Consider the following 15,108-nt stretch of genomic DNA (forward strand, 5'->3'; position numbering starts at 1 on the left):
CCGAAACCCCCCCACCGCTGCTCGTCGCGGTGAGGGGCTTCGGCATACGGCGCCCGGATCAGCCGGCTGCCTTCTCGACCTTGTCGGCCTGCTTGCCGAGGACGGTGTCGACGAGCTTGTTGGCCCTGTCGACGTCCGTGCCCTGGGTCTGCACGACCACGAGGTTGTTGCCGCGGTTCACGGCGCCCATCGAGACCGCCATCTTCTGCCCCATCGCCTCGGCCGACATCTGAAGGCCCTTGGCGTCCTTGGTCTCGAGCTTCGGCGAGCTCATCTTGAGGTCGATCGACACGGCCCCGGTCCCCATCTTGATCGTCTTGCAGGAGTCCGCCACCTTGGTCAGCTGCGCCGGCACGTCCTTGGCCTTGCCGAGCGTCTCCACAACCACCTCGACCTGGGTCTTGTCCGTGCCGCTGCCCTTGGCGAAGCTGCGCTTGGCGTAGGACGACGGGTTGTCGGCCGACATCGTGCTCATGGCGTTCATCGCGTCCTTGCAGGCCTGCGGGACGTCCTTGGCATTCTTGAAGATCTGCTCGGCCGACTTGTCGTCCTGCTTGGGCTTGGTCTCGTCCACGGAGCCGGCCTCCCAGCCGCCGTCGGGCAGGTCCCCCGCCTCCAGCATGGACGACTTGGCCATGTCCTGGGACAGGTCCTTGGGTGCGCCCCCGCACGCGCTGAGACCCAGCGCGGTGGCGGCGATGGTGGTGATGACGAGCGTGCGACGCACGAGACTTCCCCCTCGATCGATCTGCTGTGACCCGTCGAGCCTAGGGGGAACCACCGGCGCCCGTGTCCAGGACCCGGCAGATGGGGGTGGCCACGGCAGCCACGATGGAGTATGACGGAGGTGGCGGCTTCTCGCCAGACGGCTCCTGTCCCCGACGAAGGTGAGGCACCCTCATGGCCGAGCTCAAGAAGACCCTCGGGTTCCTACCGCTGATCGCGCTGGGGGTGGCGGGGGTCATCGGGTCGAGCTGGATCTACACCAACTCGGCGTTCTTCGAGCAGTACGGCGCGGGCGGCATGATCTTCGGCCTCGCCATCGGGACGCTGCTGGCGGCGTGCGTGGCGCTGGCCTACGCGGAGCTGACCACGCTGTTCCCGCGCGCGGGTGGGGAGGTCGTCTACTCGTTCACGATCCTCGGGCGGCCCGCGGGCTTCCTGACGGGGTGGATGCTGATCGGTGCCTACGTGTCGAGCCTCGCCTTCTACGTCACGGCCTTCGGGCTGCTGCTCGGCAAGTTCATGCCGGTGATGGAGGAGCACCCGCTCTACTCCATCAACGGGGAGGCGGTCACGGCGCCCGTGCTGATCGCCGGGGTGGCGCTGACGCTGCTGCTCTTCGCCCTCAACTGGTGGGGCGTGGAGGTCGGCGCGCAGGTGCAGGTCGTGCTGTTCGCGGCGATGGTGGTGATCGGGCTGGCCCTGGTGGTGGTCGGGTTCGCCGCCGGCTCACCCGGCAACTTCTGGCCGCCGTATGCCGCCGACCACAACGCCCTCACCGACACGCTGCGCTTCGTGGTGCCGGGGATGACCTACATGGCGGGCTTCGGACTGGTCGCGGTGCTCGCCGAGGACGCCGACCTGCCGCCGCGACGGATCGCGCGCGCCGTCATCTGGACGGTCCTGCTGGCGGGCACCTTCTACTGCCTCGTCCTGCTGTCGAGCGCGTGGGTCATGCCGTGGGAGGAGGTCGCGGGCATGAAGCTCGGCACGATCGACGCGTTCAAGGCCGCGGGCTTCCCGGTGCTCGGGTGGGGGGCGTTCGCCATCGCGATCCTCGGTCTGCTGACCAGCTTCCTCGGGCTGTTCATCGCGACCTCCCGCGTCGTCGTGGCCATGGCGCGCGCCGGGCTGCTGCCCGCCGGGCTGGCGCGGCTGGACGCGCGCCGGGGCACCCCGCGCAACGCGCTGGTCTTCACCGTCGTGGTGACCTTGGCGCTCGGCTGGCTCGGCAAGGCGGCGGTGGTGTGGTTCCTCGACACCGGCGGCATCTATCTCGGCGCCGTGTGGATCATGGTCGTGCTGGCGAAGTACGCGCTGCCCCGGCGTTATCCGCACCTCGCGGCGCGCCGACGCCTGCAGACGTCGTGGATCCCGGCCGTGGGTGCACTGGGGGCGGCGCTCGTCATCGTCATGGCCCTGTGGCCGGGCACCGGGATCTCGCTCGTCTGGCCCGCGGAGTACCTCATCCTCGGGGTGTGGCTCGGCCTCGGCGCGATCCTGTATGCCGTGAGCCGCCCCCTGCCTCGCGAGGAGGCGCTGGACGCGCTGCTCGGCGAGTACGCCGACACCCTGGTCGAGGGGGCGCCGGAGGCGTCGAGGGGGACGCGCCCATGACCTCCCCCCGGTCGGCCCCCACGCCAGTCCCATGGCTCACCGACCCGGATCCTGCTCTGCTGCATGTGCTCTCGTCGCTCGCGCCGTCCTTGCCGCCGCTGGTGCCCGCCGCGTCCGAGGAGGCGGTGGACACGGTCGGGGCCGGCGAGTGCGGGGAGCCGCTGGTGGTCCTGCCGCCCGAGCTGGGCCGCCGCCACTGCTATCGCGAGCTCGACCTGCCGACCGCGCCGCTCGCGATGCGGCTGCGTCACGGCGTGGTCGAGCGGCTCCTGCAGGCCCAGGACGCCCTGCCGGACGGGTTCTCGCTGGTCGTGCTCGACGGGTGGCGGACGTCCCGGTTCCAGGGCGACCTGCTCGCCTACTACCGCGAGCAGACCGGCGAGCCGCTCGACGGCTACGTCTCCGACCCGGCGTCCTCCACGCGCATGGCGCCGCACACCACGGGTGGGGCGGTCGACCTGACGCTCGCTCACGAGGGGGTGGCGCTGGCGCTGGGCACCGACTTCGACAGCTTCGACGACGCGGCCCACCTGCTGGCGCTGGAGTCGGTGGGCGACGACGACGAGGCCCATCGGCGCGTGGCGCGCGACCTGCGGCGTCTGCTCGGGCAGGTGCTGACCGGCGCCGGGTTCGCGCCCTACCCGCTCGAGTGGTGGCACTGGTCCTACGGCGAGCAGCGCTGGGCGGCGCAGCACCGCCTGGACCGCACGATCTACGCGCCGGTGGAGACCCCCTAACGGGGTCGATCGATCCGTGCGCTGACGCGCACGGTCCAAGGTGCGTCGGGGCAGCACCTTTGCCACACATGGCGGTGCCCGGTGCGTCCAAGGTGCGTCGGGACAGCAGCTTGGTCACGCATGGGGGCGCTGGGTGCGACCAAGGTGCGGCGGGGCAGCACCTTTGTCACGTAGGGCGCGGTCGATCGCGCCGTCAGCGACGACCAGGACGCTCAGCCCCGGCTGACGCCGTGCTGTCGTCCGCCGCGGGGGTGAGGGGCAGGCGCAGGGACAGCAGGCCGCGCGTCGCGATCGCCGCGGCGAGGGCCCAGCCGAGCAGGTGGCACCACAGCGGGTCGGCGATGAAGACCAGCACCATCGCGGCCAGTACGGGGACCAGCCATCGCAGGGCGCGGACGACATACCCGCCAAAGCTGGGCATGGTGACCCCGGCGTTCTCGGCGACGGACTTGACCATGAAGTTGGGGCCGTTGCCGATGTAGGTGATCGCGCCGCACAGCACGGACCCGAGCGAGATGGCGGTGAGGTAGAGCTCGGGCACGTTGGCGACGCGCGGCTCGCCGGGCAGCTGCGAGGCCATCTCGAAGAAGGTCGCGTAGGTCGGGGCGTTGTCGAGGACCGCGGACAGGCCACCGCTGAAGAGGAAGAAGGTGACCTCGCCGAGCGGCAGCGACGGCGCGACCTGCCGCAGGAAGCGCAGCGCCGGGATCATCGTGAGGAAGATGCCGATGAACAGCGCCGCGACCTCGACGATCGGCGCCCAGGTGAACCCGTTGTCCTCGAAGCGGGTCCGCTTGTCTCCCAGCCGGTATGACGCGCCCGCCGCCCCGAGCATCACCAGCTCGCGCCAGGGGACCAGCTGCAGGACGCCGACGTGCCCGGACTCGATGGCGTGGACGTCGACCGACGGCAGGAAGGCCACCGCGGCGACGATCACGGCCAGCCAGACGATGTTGGCCCGGCCGTGCAGGCCGAGGGGGGTCTGCTGGGCCTCGTCCGCCTCGAGGTCGGCCGCCTGCTCGTCGCGGTAGGCCCGCCGCTCGACGCCGTAGTAGGTGACGAGCAGCAGCGCGTTGACGAAGAGCCACTCGGGGGCGAGCGAGAAGGTCCAGGTGAAGGGGACGCCGCGCAGCATCCCGAGGAACAGCGGCGGGTCGCCGAGCGGGGTGAGCAGGCCGCCGCAGTTGGCGACGACGAAGATCGCGAAGACCATCGTGTGGACCTTGTGGCGACGCTCGGAGTTGGTGTTGAGCAGCGGGCGGATCAGGAGCATCGCGGCGCCGGTGGTGCCGATGAAGCTCGCCAGGACCCCGCCGACGGCCAGGAACGCGGTGTTGTTGCGGGGCGTCGCGCGGATGTCACCGGCGAGGAAGAGCCCGCCCGCGACGACGAACAGCGACAGCAGCAGGGTGATGAACTGGGCGTACTCCAGCAGGGCGTGCCAGACGAGCGCGTGCTCGCCGGCGAGCACCACCCACAGCGCCGTCGGCAGCCCGAGCCCGAGCGCGACCGCCGCCTGCACCTTGGGTCGCTCCCAGTGGTGCGCCGTCACGGGGTGCAGCGGCAGCACCGCGATGGACAGCAGCATCGTCACGAAGGGGATGAGTCCCCACCACGCCACCTGCATGTGACCGCACCTCCTGGGTCCGCGAACCGCCAGTCTAGGGAGGGGATCCCGCAGCGCGCGCAGCGACTCCATCCACCGGTCCGCATGACGATCCACGCCGAAAAGTGCCCGAAACATCAACAACACCGAGCCGTGATCTTCGGCGCGTAGCGTCACAGGTGTGACCGGCCTCACCATGCCTTCGACCTACCGTCCCACCGTGATCGGCGTCGCCCGCATCGCCCCGATGGAGCGCTCCCCGCTCCTCGTGCTGCTCTCCCGCGCGGGTGAGCAGCTGCGCGGCGTGGACCTCCGTCTCGCCACGCCCCAGCGCCTGGCCTGCCACCTCGACTCGACGTCCACCGCCCCCACCGTGGTCGTGCCCCTTTCGCTCACGCCGCAGCGTCAGCTCCTGCACGAGATCCAGACCGAGCTGGCCCGGGCCGGCAGCGGCGCGGTCGTGGCGAGCGCCCTCGGGACGGACGGGACGATCGCCACGGCGCTCGGGCGCCGCCTGCTCGACCAGGGCCTCGACTCGCCGGAGGACGTCTGCCTGGTGGTCGCGCCGTTCGGCTGGGAGTCGGAGGTGGAGGTCTCGCTCGCCTGGGCCGGTATGACGATCCAGGCCCAGACCCCGGCCCGCGTCATCCCCTGCCACGCGGACCGTCTGGAGGAGCAGGTCCGCCACCACCGGTCCCGCACGCGGGGTCACGTCGCGGTGGTGCCGTGGGAGCTGGTCACCGGGTCGTTCACCGTGCGGCTGCGCCAGACCGTGCAGCACCTGCCCGTGCCCGTCCTCGACCCGATCGGGCCGACGCACGAGGTGGCGGGCCGGCTGGCGGCGGCGTACCGGCATACGCTCGGCCGCAACCGCAACCACACCTGGACGTCGATGGCCGCGTCCGCCTGAGCGGGCACTGGTCGAGTCGTGTCTCCGCCGACCTCGCGCACCGCGCGCCTCGGGCGTCGGGCGTCGGGCGTCGAGGGGACGCAGATGCGTGCGACACGCCGCCCGATGGGACATCTGCGTCCCCTCGGCCTCACCCCGCCCGACATGAGCGCCCGACATGAGCGCCCGACGGGCCCCCGCGGACGCACCGTCAGGAGGTGGGCGGGCGCGACCAGTGCTGCGTCAGCAGGCGCTGGGCCTCGAGGGGAGACAGGCCCGCGATCTCCTGGTCCGTCACGTGCAGCTCGGCGCGCAACGCTGTCTGGAGCCATGGGGGCAGGTCCGGCGCGGGAGCGGGCTCCGGTGTGACGGGGGTGGATTCGTAGAGGCGCCCCATCGACGCCACCACCGCTGCCAGGGGGCGCAGCTCGGGGGCGTCTCCCATGCGCTCGAGGCGTTCGCGCAGCTCGGCGTAGACCTCGCTGTCCGCGCGAGCCCCCACGGCCCACACCTCGGAGACCTCCAGGACCGTGGTCCCGTCGGCGTCGCGGGTGACTCGCCAGATGATGCGCCAGTCCCGGTCGCCGACCACGAGCTTGCGGAACCCGACGAGGGGACCGAGCAGCGGCTCGCCGGCGTCGGGGGAGCGCTCGAGCAGGAGCATCTTGGTGAAGGCCGCCCGGACGATGCGGGGATCCTTCTTGTGCAGCCGGCGCAGGTCGTCCACCGCATCGTCGGTCAGACGGACGACGCACCGGCGGCCCGGGCCGTCGGTCATGCCTGGCGCGCGGTGATGTCGAGCGCGAGCTCAGCCTCGAGCTCGGCTCGGGTCAGGCCGAACTGCTCGATCGCCTCGTCGAGATCGGTGCGGGCGCCGGAGTCCGTCGCGAGCCGCGCCATGACGAGAGCCGCCTCCCGCAGCGTCTCGCGATCCCGGCGCAGGGCCTCGATCTCGTGCTCGGGCACCACCTCGGCCACCACGCGGCCGTGACGCGACAGCGTCACTCCCTCGCCGGCCTCGGCGCGGCGGACGAGCGTGGAGATGCCGGCCGAGGCGGCTTCGGTGATCGTGAGGACGGCCATGTCTCTACTGTACAGAATTCTGGGCAGTCGTGACCACGCCTGGACGTCGAGGGGACGCAGATGCGTGCGACACGCCGCGCGACGCGACATCTGCGTCCCCTCGGCCTCACCCCGCCCGACATGAGCGCCCGACATGAGCGCCCGACAGGAGCGCCCGACGGGCCCGCGGCGGACGCGCCGTCAGGAGGTGGGGAGCTCCCGCTTGAGGATCTTGCCCGTGGCGCCCTTGGGCAGGGCGTCGACGAAGCTGATGTGGCGGGGGTACTTGTAGGCCGCGAGGCGGGCCTTGCAGAACTCGCGCAGCTCCTCGGCCGTGGCGTCGTCGGCGGCCAGCCCCGACTCGGGCTTGAGGGCGACGAAGGCCGCGACCTCCTCGCCGTAGTGCTCGTGCGGCTGCCCCACGACGGCGGCCTCGAGGATGCCGGGGTGCTCGTAGAGCACCTCCTCGACCTCGCGCGGGTACACGTTGTAGCCGCCACGGATGATCATGTCCTTGGCCCGGTCGACGATGTAGTAGTAGCCGTCGCTGTCCCGCCGCCCAAGGTCCCCGGAGCGGAACCAGCCGTCCTGGATGGCCTCGGCCGTGGCGTCGGGCCGGCCCCAGTAGCCGCGCATGATGTTGGCGCCCTTGATGACGATCTGGCCGATCTCGCCCTCGGGCACCGGCTCGCCCTCGGGGGTGCGCAGGTCCATCTCGACGCCCTCGATCGGAGTGCCGATCGATCCCGGCTTGCGCACCCGCTCCGGGTGGTTGAAGGACGCGACGGGTGACGTCTCGGACAGTCCGTAGCCCTCGAGGATCATCGCGTCGAAGGTCTCCTCGAACGCCCGCAGCACCTCGACGGGCAGGGAGGACCCGCCGGAGATGCAGGTGCGCAGGGAGGACAGGTCGGGCACCGTCCCACCGGCGGCGGTGGTGGCGCGGGCGCTCGGCAGCATCGCGGCATACATGGTCGGCACACCCTCGAAGAGCGTGGCCCGGTCGCGCTCGATGACCTCGAGGGCCTTGTCCGGAGCGAACCGCGGGATCAGGGTCAGGGTCGCGCCGGCGATGGTCGCGGTGTTCATGGCGCAGCTCATGCCGAAGACGTGGAACAACGGCAGGCACCCCACGACGGTGTCCTCGTGGGTGAGCTGCAGGAGGGTGCGGCCGCAGACCTCGGCGTTGCTCAGCAGGTTGCGGTGACGGAGCTCGGCGCCCTTGGGACGGCCGGTCGTGCCGGAGGTGTAGAGGATGACGGCGGTGTCCTCGTCGTCGCGGTCGACGACCCCGGCGATCGGCTCGGCGGCCGCGAGCAGCCCGGACAGCTCGGTCACGGGCACGAAGGTCGCGCCGGCCTCCTCGGCCCCCTCCGCGGCGTCGGGGGTGGCGGCGATGATCAGACGCGCCCCCGAGTCCTGCAGGTAGTAGGCCACCTCGCGCGGCTTGAACAGCGGGTTCATGGGGACCACGACGGCGCCGACGCGCAGGATCCCGTAGTAGGCGATGACGAACGCCGTGATGTTGGGCAGGCTCAGCACGACCGGGTCACCGGGTCCGACACCCTGAGAGCGAAGCCACCCCGCGGCGAGGGCGACGCGCTGGTCGAGCTCGGCGTAGGTGAGCTCCTCCTCGTCCTGCCGGAGGGCGATCCGGTCCCCGTGGCGGGACGCGGTGTCGGTGAGGATCTGGGCGAGGTTGGCCATCGGATGCTCCTGGCGGCGTTGCACGGGGCGGTGGTCACCCTCGGGGGCGAGGGCTACCCGAGCGTAGGCGAAGGGGTTCCCGGCGTCCATAGACCGTCCGAGGGCCGGGCGCGGTGGTTGTCCCTGGGTCGGCGGGCGTGGTGGGATCGAGGCCCTGACCTGCCCGTCGTCGTCGACCGAGAGGTGCCCCGCATGAGCAGCACGAGCCCCGAGACCGCAACCAGCGCTGCGAGCCAGTCGAGCCAGTCGAGCCTGTCGAGCCAGTCGAGCACGGATCGTGAGCTGGACGTCGTCGTCTACGGCGCGACCGGGTATGTCGGAGGCCTGATCGCCGGCCACCTGGCCCGGCACGCGCCGGACGACCTGCGGATCGCCCTCGGCGGACGCTCCGCCGACCGGCTCGAGGCGGTGCGGGCCGGGTTGCCGCCGCGGGCAGCCGACTGGCCGATCGTCGTGGCCGACTCCGACGACGTGGGGTCCCTGGCCGCGATGGCGCTGCGCACCCGCGTCGTCCTGACCACCGTCGGCCCCTACGCCCGGCACGGTCTGCCGCTGGTCGGGGTCTGCGCCGAGCTGGGCACGGACTACGTCGACCTGACCGGCGAGACCCTCTTCGTCCGCGACTCGATCGACCGCTTCGACGAGGCGGCGCGGGACTCGGGGGCGCGGGTCGTGCACTCGTGCGGCTTCGACTCCGTGCCGTCCGACCTCGGGGTGCTGCTCACCGCGGACCAGGCGCACGAGGACGGCGAGGGCACGCTGCTCGAGACGACGCTGCACGTCCGGCGCATGCGGGGCGGCTTCAGCGGCGGGACCCTGGACTCCATGCGGGTGCAGGTCGACACGATGCGGGGCGACCGGTCCAAGGTCCGCGTGGCGATCGACCCCTATGCCCTGAGCCCCGACCGCGACGCCGAGCCGGAGCCGGTCGGCCGCATCGGCCAGGTGTGGCTCGAGCGCAGCGCCGATACCGGGTCCTGGGCGGCGCCGTTCTTCATGGGCGCCTACAACGGTCAGATCGTGCGACGCAGCAACGCGCTCGCGGGGTGGAGGTACGGCCGGGGGATGCGCTACCGCGAGGTCGTGGACACCGGGCGCAAGGGCGCTGCGCCGCTCAAGGCGGTCGCGATGGCCGCCGTCATGCCGGCGCTGGTCACGGGCTTCTCCACCCCCGGGCTGCGGCAGGTCGTGGACCGGGTGCTGCCCTCGCCGGGCGAGGGTCCGAGCGAGAAGTCCCGCGCCGCGGGTGAGTTCGTCATGGAGGTCCACGCGACCACGACGACGGGCGCTCGCTACGTCACCACCGTGTCGGCGCCGTTCGACCCGGGCTACGACGGCACCGCCGTGATGATCGGCGAGGCCGCGCTGGCCCTGGTCCTCGACCGGCCGCGCCTGCCCGAGATCGCGGGTGTCCTCACCCCGGCCACCGGGCTGGGCGAGATCTATGCCGCGCGCCTGGTCGACCAGGGCTTCACCATCGAGACCCGCCGAGCCTGACTGAGCGCCGCATCTGCGGCGGCTATGCTCGGTCCTGTCCGCATCTGCGGTCAGGATGGGAGGCTCGTCGTGGAACGCATCCGCATCAAGGACGCCGCCGCGCTGCTCGGGGTCAGCGACGACACCGTGCGGCGGTGGGTCGACCAGGGCCAGCTCGGCGCCGGCAAGGACGCGTCAGGGCGCCTCGTCGTGGACGGGCCGGACCTCGCCCGCCTCGCCCGCGAGCAGGCGGCCGAGCTCCCCGACGTGCTCGGGGTCGGCTCCTCGGCCCGCAACCGCCTCGTCGGGCTGGTGACGGAGGTCGTCGCGGACGGCGTCATGGCCGAGGTGTCCCTGCAGTGCGGCCCGTTCACGATGGTCTCCCTGATGAGCCGCCGCTCGGCGGAGACGCTCGGGCTCGAGCCCGGGCGCGTGGCCGTGGCCGTCGTCAAGGCGACCACGGTGATCGTCGAGACCCCGGCGGGGCAGTCGTGACCGGCCGTATGCCGACCGCGCGTCGCACACCCCTGACCCGCACCGCGCTGGTCGCCGCCTCCGTGCTCGCCGCACCGGTCCTCGCCGTATCCGCGTGCGGGGCCGCCACCGGCCCGAGCGGGAGCGCCGCGTCGGGGTCCGGCGCCTCGGGCAGGAGCGCCGGGTCCTCGGGCGCGGGTTCCTCGGGCTCTGGCTCCTCCGGCTCGGCGACGGCTGGGGCGACGCGGACGCTCACGGTCTTCGCCGCCGCCAGCCTCCGGCAGACCTTCACCCGGCTCGGCGCGGAGTACGAACGCGCGCACCCCGGCTCGACGGTGTCCTTCAGCTTCGCCGGGTCCAGCGACCTCGTGGCCCAGCTCGAGCAGGGGGCGCCGGCCGACGTGCTGGCGACCGCCGACGAGCGCACCATGACCAAGGCGCTCGGCGCACGCCTGCTCGGCGCCGAGCCGCGCCCCTTCGCCACCAACACGCTGACGATCGTGACCCCGCCTGACAACCCCCGGCAGGTCACCCGCCTCGCCGACCTCGCGCGGGACGGGGTGTCCGTCGTCGTGTGCGCGCCCCCGGTGCCCTGCGGCGCCGCGACCGAGCGCGTCGAGAGGTCCTCGGGCGTCACGCTCAAGCCCGTCAGCGAGGAGCAGTCGGTGACCGACGTCCTCGGCAAGGTCCGGGCGGGCCAGGCGGATGCCGGCATCGTCTACGCCACGGACGCGCGGTCGGCGGGCTCCGCGGTGCGCGTCATACCGCTCCCCGAGGCCTCCGCCGCCGTCAACACCTATCCCATCGCCGTCACGGCGACGGCGCGCGGCGCCGACGCCCAGGCCTTCGTCGACCTCGTGACCGGTCCGCAGGGCCGGGCGGTGCTGACCGAGACCGGGTTCCAGAAGCCGTGAGCCGCAGGGGTCCTCGCGTCGAGGCCGGCCGCCTGCCCTGGTGGGCCTGGCTGCCGGCGCTCGCGGGAGCGGCGTTCGTGCTGCTGCCGCTCGTGGCGATGCTGGCCCAGGTCGACCGGTCGCGCTTCGTCGAGCTGGTGACCAGCGAGTCCTCGCTCGCGGCGCTGGGGCTGAGTCTGCGCACCGCGCTCGCCAGCACCGCGCTGTGCCTCGTCCTCGGGGTGCCGCTCGCGCTCGTCCTGGCCCGCACCCGACTGCCCGGTCTCGGCGTTCTGCGGGCCCTCGTCCTGCTGCCGCTGGTGCTGCCGCCGGTGGTGAGCGGGCTGGCGCTGCTGCTGACCTTCGGGCGGCGCGGGCTGCTCGGGCAGCACCTCGAGCTGCTCGGCATACAGGTGGGATTCACGACGACGGCGGTGGTCCTCGCGCAGGCGTTCGTGGCGCTGCCGTTCCTCGTCGTGTCCCTCGAGGGGGCGCTGCGGTCGGCGGGGGAGCGCTACGAGACCGTGGCGGCGACGCTGGGGGCCTCACCGACGACGGTGCTGCGCCGCGTGACCCTCCCGCTCGTGCTGCCGGGGCTGCTGTCGGGGACGGTGCTGTGCTTCGCCCGCTCCTTGGGCGAGTTCGGCGCGACGCTGACCTTTGCCGGGTCGCTGCAGGGCGTCACCCGCACGCTCCCGCTCGAGGTCTATCTCCAGCGCGAGACGGATCCCGCTGCGGCCGTGGCGCTCTCGCTCGTCCTGGTCGTCGTCGCCGGGGTCGTCGTCGGGCTCGTGCACCGTCCCAGTGCGCGGGAGCGTGTCGCGTGACGGCCCTCCAGGTGCGCGTGGAGGTCCCTGAGCGCGGGGTCGTCATCGACGAGACCTTCGACGGGGCAGGGGTGTCCGCCCTCGTCGGCCCCAACGGTGCGGGCAAGTCCACGGTCCTCGAGGTCGTCGCCGGCCTGCTGCGGCCCCACCGCTGCCGCGTGGTCCTCGGCGACCGCGTCCTCGTCGACACCGACGCCGGCACCTGGCTGCCGCCGCACCGGCGCCGCGTCGCCCTGCTCGGCCAGGACCCCCTCGCCTTTCCCCACCTGGACGTGCGCGGCAACGTGGCCTTCGGGCTGCGCGCCCAGGGGATCCCGCGGCGCGAGGCGGGGGTGCGCGCAGACGAGTGGCTCGAGCGCCTCGACATCGCCCACCTGGCCCGACGCCGCGGCTCCGAGCTGTCCGGCGGCCAGGCGCAGCGCGTCGCCCTCGCCCGCGCGCTCGCCGTCCAGCCCGACCTGCTCCTGCTCGACGAACCCCTGTCCGCCCTCGACGTCGAGGTCGCCGCCGACGTGCGGCACGTCCTGCGAGACCTGCTGCACGGCAGCGCGACCCGCGTCCTGCTCGTCACCCACGACCTGCTCGACGTCGTGTCGCTCGCGCACGACGTCACCGTCGTCGAGGCGGGCCGGGTCACGGAGCGAGGCCCCGCCGTCGAGCTGCTCGACGCACCCCGCAGCCCCTTCGCGGCGCGGTTCGTCGGCCGAAACCTCCTGCGCGGCGTGGTCATGGCCCCCGGCCAGGTGCGGTTGCCCGACGGCCTCGTCGTCCACGGTCGTGGCGACCTGCCGGTCGGCGCAGAGGCGGTGGCCCTGTGCGATCCGGCCGACGTCGCCGTGCACGTCGGACCCGTGACCGGCAGCCCGCGGACCGTCATACCGGCCCTCGTCACCGAGCTGGCCACCCACGCAGGCGCCGTCCGCCTCTGTGCCCGGACCCCCTCCGGGGTGCGCGTCGGCGCGGACGTCACCGCCCTCGCCTGCGCCCAGCTCGGGCTGCGGCCCGGCAGCCCCGTCACCCTGGCCGTCAAGGCTCAGGCTGTGCGGATCCTGCCCGCACCCTGAGGGTCGGACGGGGTCGGATCAGGGGTGACCCTCATGGCGGGGCGGCCCGGCGTCGGCCAGGCTGGAGCCACATCCACAACCGAGGAGGACACCCGTGAACTCGATCTACGCCGCCATGCGCAAGAACGGCCTCACCCGCCCCCGCTCCGGACGCATCGCCATGGGCGTCTGCGCCGGCATCGGCCGCAAGCTGGGCGTCGAGGCCAACATCGTGCGTCTCGTCTTCGTCGCGTCGCTGATCATCCCCGGGTCGCAGGTGCTGGTCTACCTCGCCCTGATGATCCTCATGCCCGAGGACTGATCCTCGCCCCAGGCCACCGCCGAGTGGTCACTTCCGTGCGACTGAGGGGGACGTACGGACGTGACCACTCGGCGGTCCTGCGTCTCCGACTGGTCACTTCCCGCCGACTGGTCACTTCCCGATGGCGGGAAGTGACCAGTCGGCGAGGTGAGATCAGGTCTGCCAGGCTGGGCGCATGAGCCTGATCGAGACGCTGGACCTCCCGCTCGTCGCCGCACCCATGGCGGGTGGCCCCTCGAACCCCGCTCTCGTGGGGGCCTGCTGCAACGCCGGCGGCACGGGATTCCTCGCCGCCGGCTACAAGGCTCCGGCACAGGTCGCGGACCAGATCGCCGAGACCCACGACCTGGTGGGTGACCTGCCGTTCGGGGTCAACGTGTTCGTGCCCTCCGGGTCCGTGCGGGCCCATGGGGCGGAGGCCGTCGAGGCCTATCGCTCTGCGCTGCAGGCGGACGCCGAGCGGCTGGGTGTCGTCCTCCCCGAGCCGGACTGGTCCGACACCGACGCGTATGACGACAAGATCGCCCTGCTCACCCTCGTCGAACCGGTGGCGATGGTCTCGTTCACGTTCGGGCTCCCCTCGCCCGAGGTCGTCGGGGCGCTGCAGGAGGTCGGCAGCGAGGTGTGGGTCACCGTCACGAGCGAGGACGAGGCCGCGCACGCTGCCGCGCTGGGCGTGGACGTGCTGGTCGTGCAGGGGTTCGACGCGGGCGGGCACCGCTCGACGCACCGGGTCGAGGACGAGCCCAACCGTCTCGACGCGCTCGGCCTGCTGCCGCTGGTGACCGGCCTCGGCGTGGCGTGCGTCGCCGCGGGCGGCGTGGCCACCGCAGGTGACGTGAGGCGGCTGCTCGGCGCCGGGGCCGTGGGCGTGCAGGTCGGCACGGCGCTGCTGCTGACGCCCGAAGCCGGCACGTCGGCGGCGCACCGGGCGGGGCTGCGGCTGCCGGGGGCGTCGGCCGTGGTGACGCGGGCCTTCTCAGGACGTCCCGCGCGGGGGCTGCGCAACGCCTTCGTCGAGGCCCATGACGGGGACGCGCCATCGGTGTTCCCGCAGGTCGACCAGCTCACCAAGCCGCTGCGGGCCGCCGCTGCCGCCGCCGGGGACCCGCAGGGCGTGTCGCTATGGGCCGGGGCGGGCTGGCAGGCATGCTCCGAGGCACCCGCGGCCGACGTGATCGCGTCCCTCGCCCCCTGACCCGCTCCGCCCAGCAGCCCCGCCCCCTGAGCCAGGATCGTGAGTGTTTTCTCCAACATTCTTGGCCCAAGCACTCACGATGTCGGAGGTGGAGGGGCGCTCCCGGCGGCGCGTTGTGAGCTGGGGGCTCAGTTCGGGTCGTCTGGAGGGGCTTTCGGGGCGTGTGCGCGGCGCGTCGTGAGCTGGGAGCTCAGTTCGGGTCGTCCGGAAGGGTAAGAGTCCCGTGGAGTGGTGGGGTTTGGGGAGTGGGTGTGGCTCCCTGACGTAGAGGGGTCATCGGCGAGATGCTCGGTGTGTACCGCCAAGTACTCACCAGAGGAGATCTCACCGATGACCCTTCCCCAGTCTGCCGTGTCCGACCTGCTGGACGCACTTCGCGCCGGCGAGGGCGTGGACCTGGTGCGCGAGTCCGTGCGCATGGTCCTGCAAGAGCTGATCGAGACCGAGGCCGCGCAGGTGATCGGCGCCGCCCGGTACGAGCGCGCACCGGGGCGGACCACCGAGCGCAACGGCAGCCGCCCGAAGCTGCTGACG

At 72.7% G+C, this 15,108-nt stretch carries 16 protein-coding genes; 11 read left to right on the forward strand and 5 right to left on the reverse strand.

Annotated features, from left to right (window positions below):
* Nucleotides 1-58 precede the first annotated feature (58 nt).
* Nucleotides 59-727 (reverse strand): hypothetical protein, encoded by a 669-nt coding sequence (locus K313_RS0115135; protein WP_029212317.1) that lies wholly within the window; start codon nt 725-727, stop codon nt 59-61.
* Nucleotides 728-900: 173 nt separating this feature from the next.
* Here K313_RS0115135 and K313_RS0115140 point away from each other — a divergent pair, with 173 nt between their 5' ends.
* On the forward strand, nt 901-2,340 hold the full coding sequence (locus tag K313_RS0115140) for an APC family permease (protein ID WP_029212318.1): 1,440 nt from the start codon (nt 901-903) through the stop codon (nt 2,338-2,340).
* The gene (locus tag K313_RS21360; RefSeq protein ID WP_084412909.1) at nt 2,337-3,077 is read left to right on the forward strand and encodes a M15 family metallopeptidase; all 741 of its coding nucleotides are present in this window, start codon (nt 2,337-2,339) and stop codon (nt 3,075-3,077) included. Before K313_RS0115140 ends, K313_RS21360 begins: the two co-directional genes overlap by 4 nt.
* Before the next feature lie 193 nt (nt 3,078-3,270).
* On the opposite strand, the gene K313_RS0115150 is transcribed toward K313_RS21360, so the two are convergent.
* The gene (locus tag K313_RS0115150; RefSeq protein ID WP_029212320.1) at nt 3,271-4,704 is read right to left on the reverse strand and encodes a sodium:proton antiporter; all 1,434 of its coding nucleotides are present in this window, start codon (nt 4,702-4,704) and stop codon (nt 3,271-3,273) included.
* A gap of 160 nt (nt 4,705-4,864) precedes the next feature.
* On the opposite strand from K313_RS0115150, the gene K313_RS0115155 reads away from it, so the two are divergent.
* Complete coding sequence (locus K313_RS0115155) at nt 4,865-5,593, forward strand: sirohydrochlorin chelatase (RefSeq protein ID WP_029212321.1); 729 nt, start codon at nt 4,865-4,867, stop codon at nt 5,591-5,593.
* Nucleotides 5,594-5,783: 190 nt separating this feature from the next.
* Here K313_RS0115155 and K313_RS0115160 read toward each other — a convergent pair whose 3' ends face one another.
* The 3 genes from K313_RS0115160 to K313_RS0115170 form a co-directional block, all read right to left on the reverse strand.
* Nucleotides 5,784-6,350, reverse strand: a complete 567-nt coding sequence (locus K313_RS0115160) for a type II toxin-antitoxin system RelE family toxin (protein ID WP_029212322.1) — start codon at nt 6,348-6,350, stop codon at nt 5,784-5,786.
* The gene (locus K313_RS0115165; protein ID WP_029212323.1) at nt 6,347-6,655 is read right to left on the reverse strand and encodes a type II toxin-antitoxin system Phd/YefM family antitoxin; all 309 of its coding nucleotides are present in this window, start codon (nt 6,653-6,655) and stop codon (nt 6,347-6,349) included. Before K313_RS0115165 ends, K313_RS0115160 begins: the two co-directional genes overlap by 4 nt.
* 180 nt (nt 6,656-6,835) lie before the next feature.
* On the reverse strand, nt 6,836-8,341 hold the full coding sequence (locus tag K313_RS0115170; RefSeq protein WP_029212324.1) for a long-chain-fatty-acid--CoA ligase: 1,506 nt from the start codon (nt 8,339-8,341) through the stop codon (nt 6,836-6,838).
* 192 nt (nt 8,342-8,533) lie between these two features.
* On the opposite strand from K313_RS0115170, the gene K313_RS0115175 reads away from it, so the two are divergent.
* The 8 genes from K313_RS0115175 to K313_RS23170 all read left to right on the forward strand — a co-directional run.
* Nucleotides 8,534-9,838, forward strand: a complete 1,305-nt coding sequence (locus tag K313_RS0115175; protein ID WP_084412911.1) for a saccharopine dehydrogenase family protein — start codon at nt 8,534-8,536, stop codon at nt 9,836-9,838.
* Nucleotides 9,839-9,907: 69 nt separating this feature from the next.
* A complete protein-coding gene (locus K313_RS0115180; RefSeq protein ID WP_019286673.1) occupies nt 9,908-10,312 on the forward strand; it encodes a TOBE domain-containing protein in 405 nt (134 codons plus the stop codon).
* Between the two features lie 8 nt (nt 10,313-10,320).
* Complete coding sequence (gene modA / locus K313_RS0115185; protein ID WP_029212326.1) at nt 10,321-11,205, forward strand: molybdate ABC transporter substrate-binding protein; 885 nt, start codon at nt 10,321-10,323, stop codon at nt 11,203-11,205.
* Nucleotides 11,202-12,011, forward strand: a complete 810-nt coding sequence (locus tag K313_RS0115190; RefSeq protein WP_019286670.1) for an ABC transporter permease — start codon at nt 11,202-11,204, stop codon at nt 12,009-12,011. The genes modA and K313_RS0115190 overlap by 4 nt, the downstream gene beginning before the upstream one ends.
* Nucleotides 12,008-13,075, forward strand: coding sequence for a sulfate/molybdate ABC transporter ATP-binding protein (locus K313_RS0115195; RefSeq protein ID WP_029212327.1), 1,068 nt, complete (start codon nt 12,008-12,010; stop codon nt 13,073-13,075). The genes K313_RS0115190 and K313_RS0115195 overlap by 4 nt, the downstream gene beginning before the upstream one ends.
* Before the next feature lie 94 nt (nt 13,076-13,169).
* Nucleotides 13,170-13,376, forward strand: a complete 207-nt coding sequence (locus K313_RS21365) for a PspC domain-containing protein (protein ID WP_240483995.1) — start codon at nt 13,170-13,172, stop codon at nt 13,374-13,376.
* 175 nt (nt 13,377-13,551) lie between these two features.
* Nucleotides 13,552-14,574, forward strand: a complete 1,023-nt coding sequence (locus K313_RS0115205; protein WP_029212328.1) for a nitronate monooxygenase — start codon at nt 13,552-13,554, stop codon at nt 14,572-14,574.
* Nucleotides 14,575-14,904: 330 nt separating this feature from the next.
* Nucleotides 14,905-15,108, forward strand: a 204-nt coding sequence (locus K313_RS23170; protein ID WP_205621887.1) for a transposase, incomplete at its 3' end; no start/stop codon positions are given.

Origin of the sequence: Arsenicicoccus bolidensis DSM 15745, assembly GCF_000426385.1 — a bacterium.
GTDB lineage: Bacteria > Actinomycetota > Actinomycetes > Actinomycetales > Dermatophilaceae > Arsenicicoccus > Arsenicicoccus bolidensis.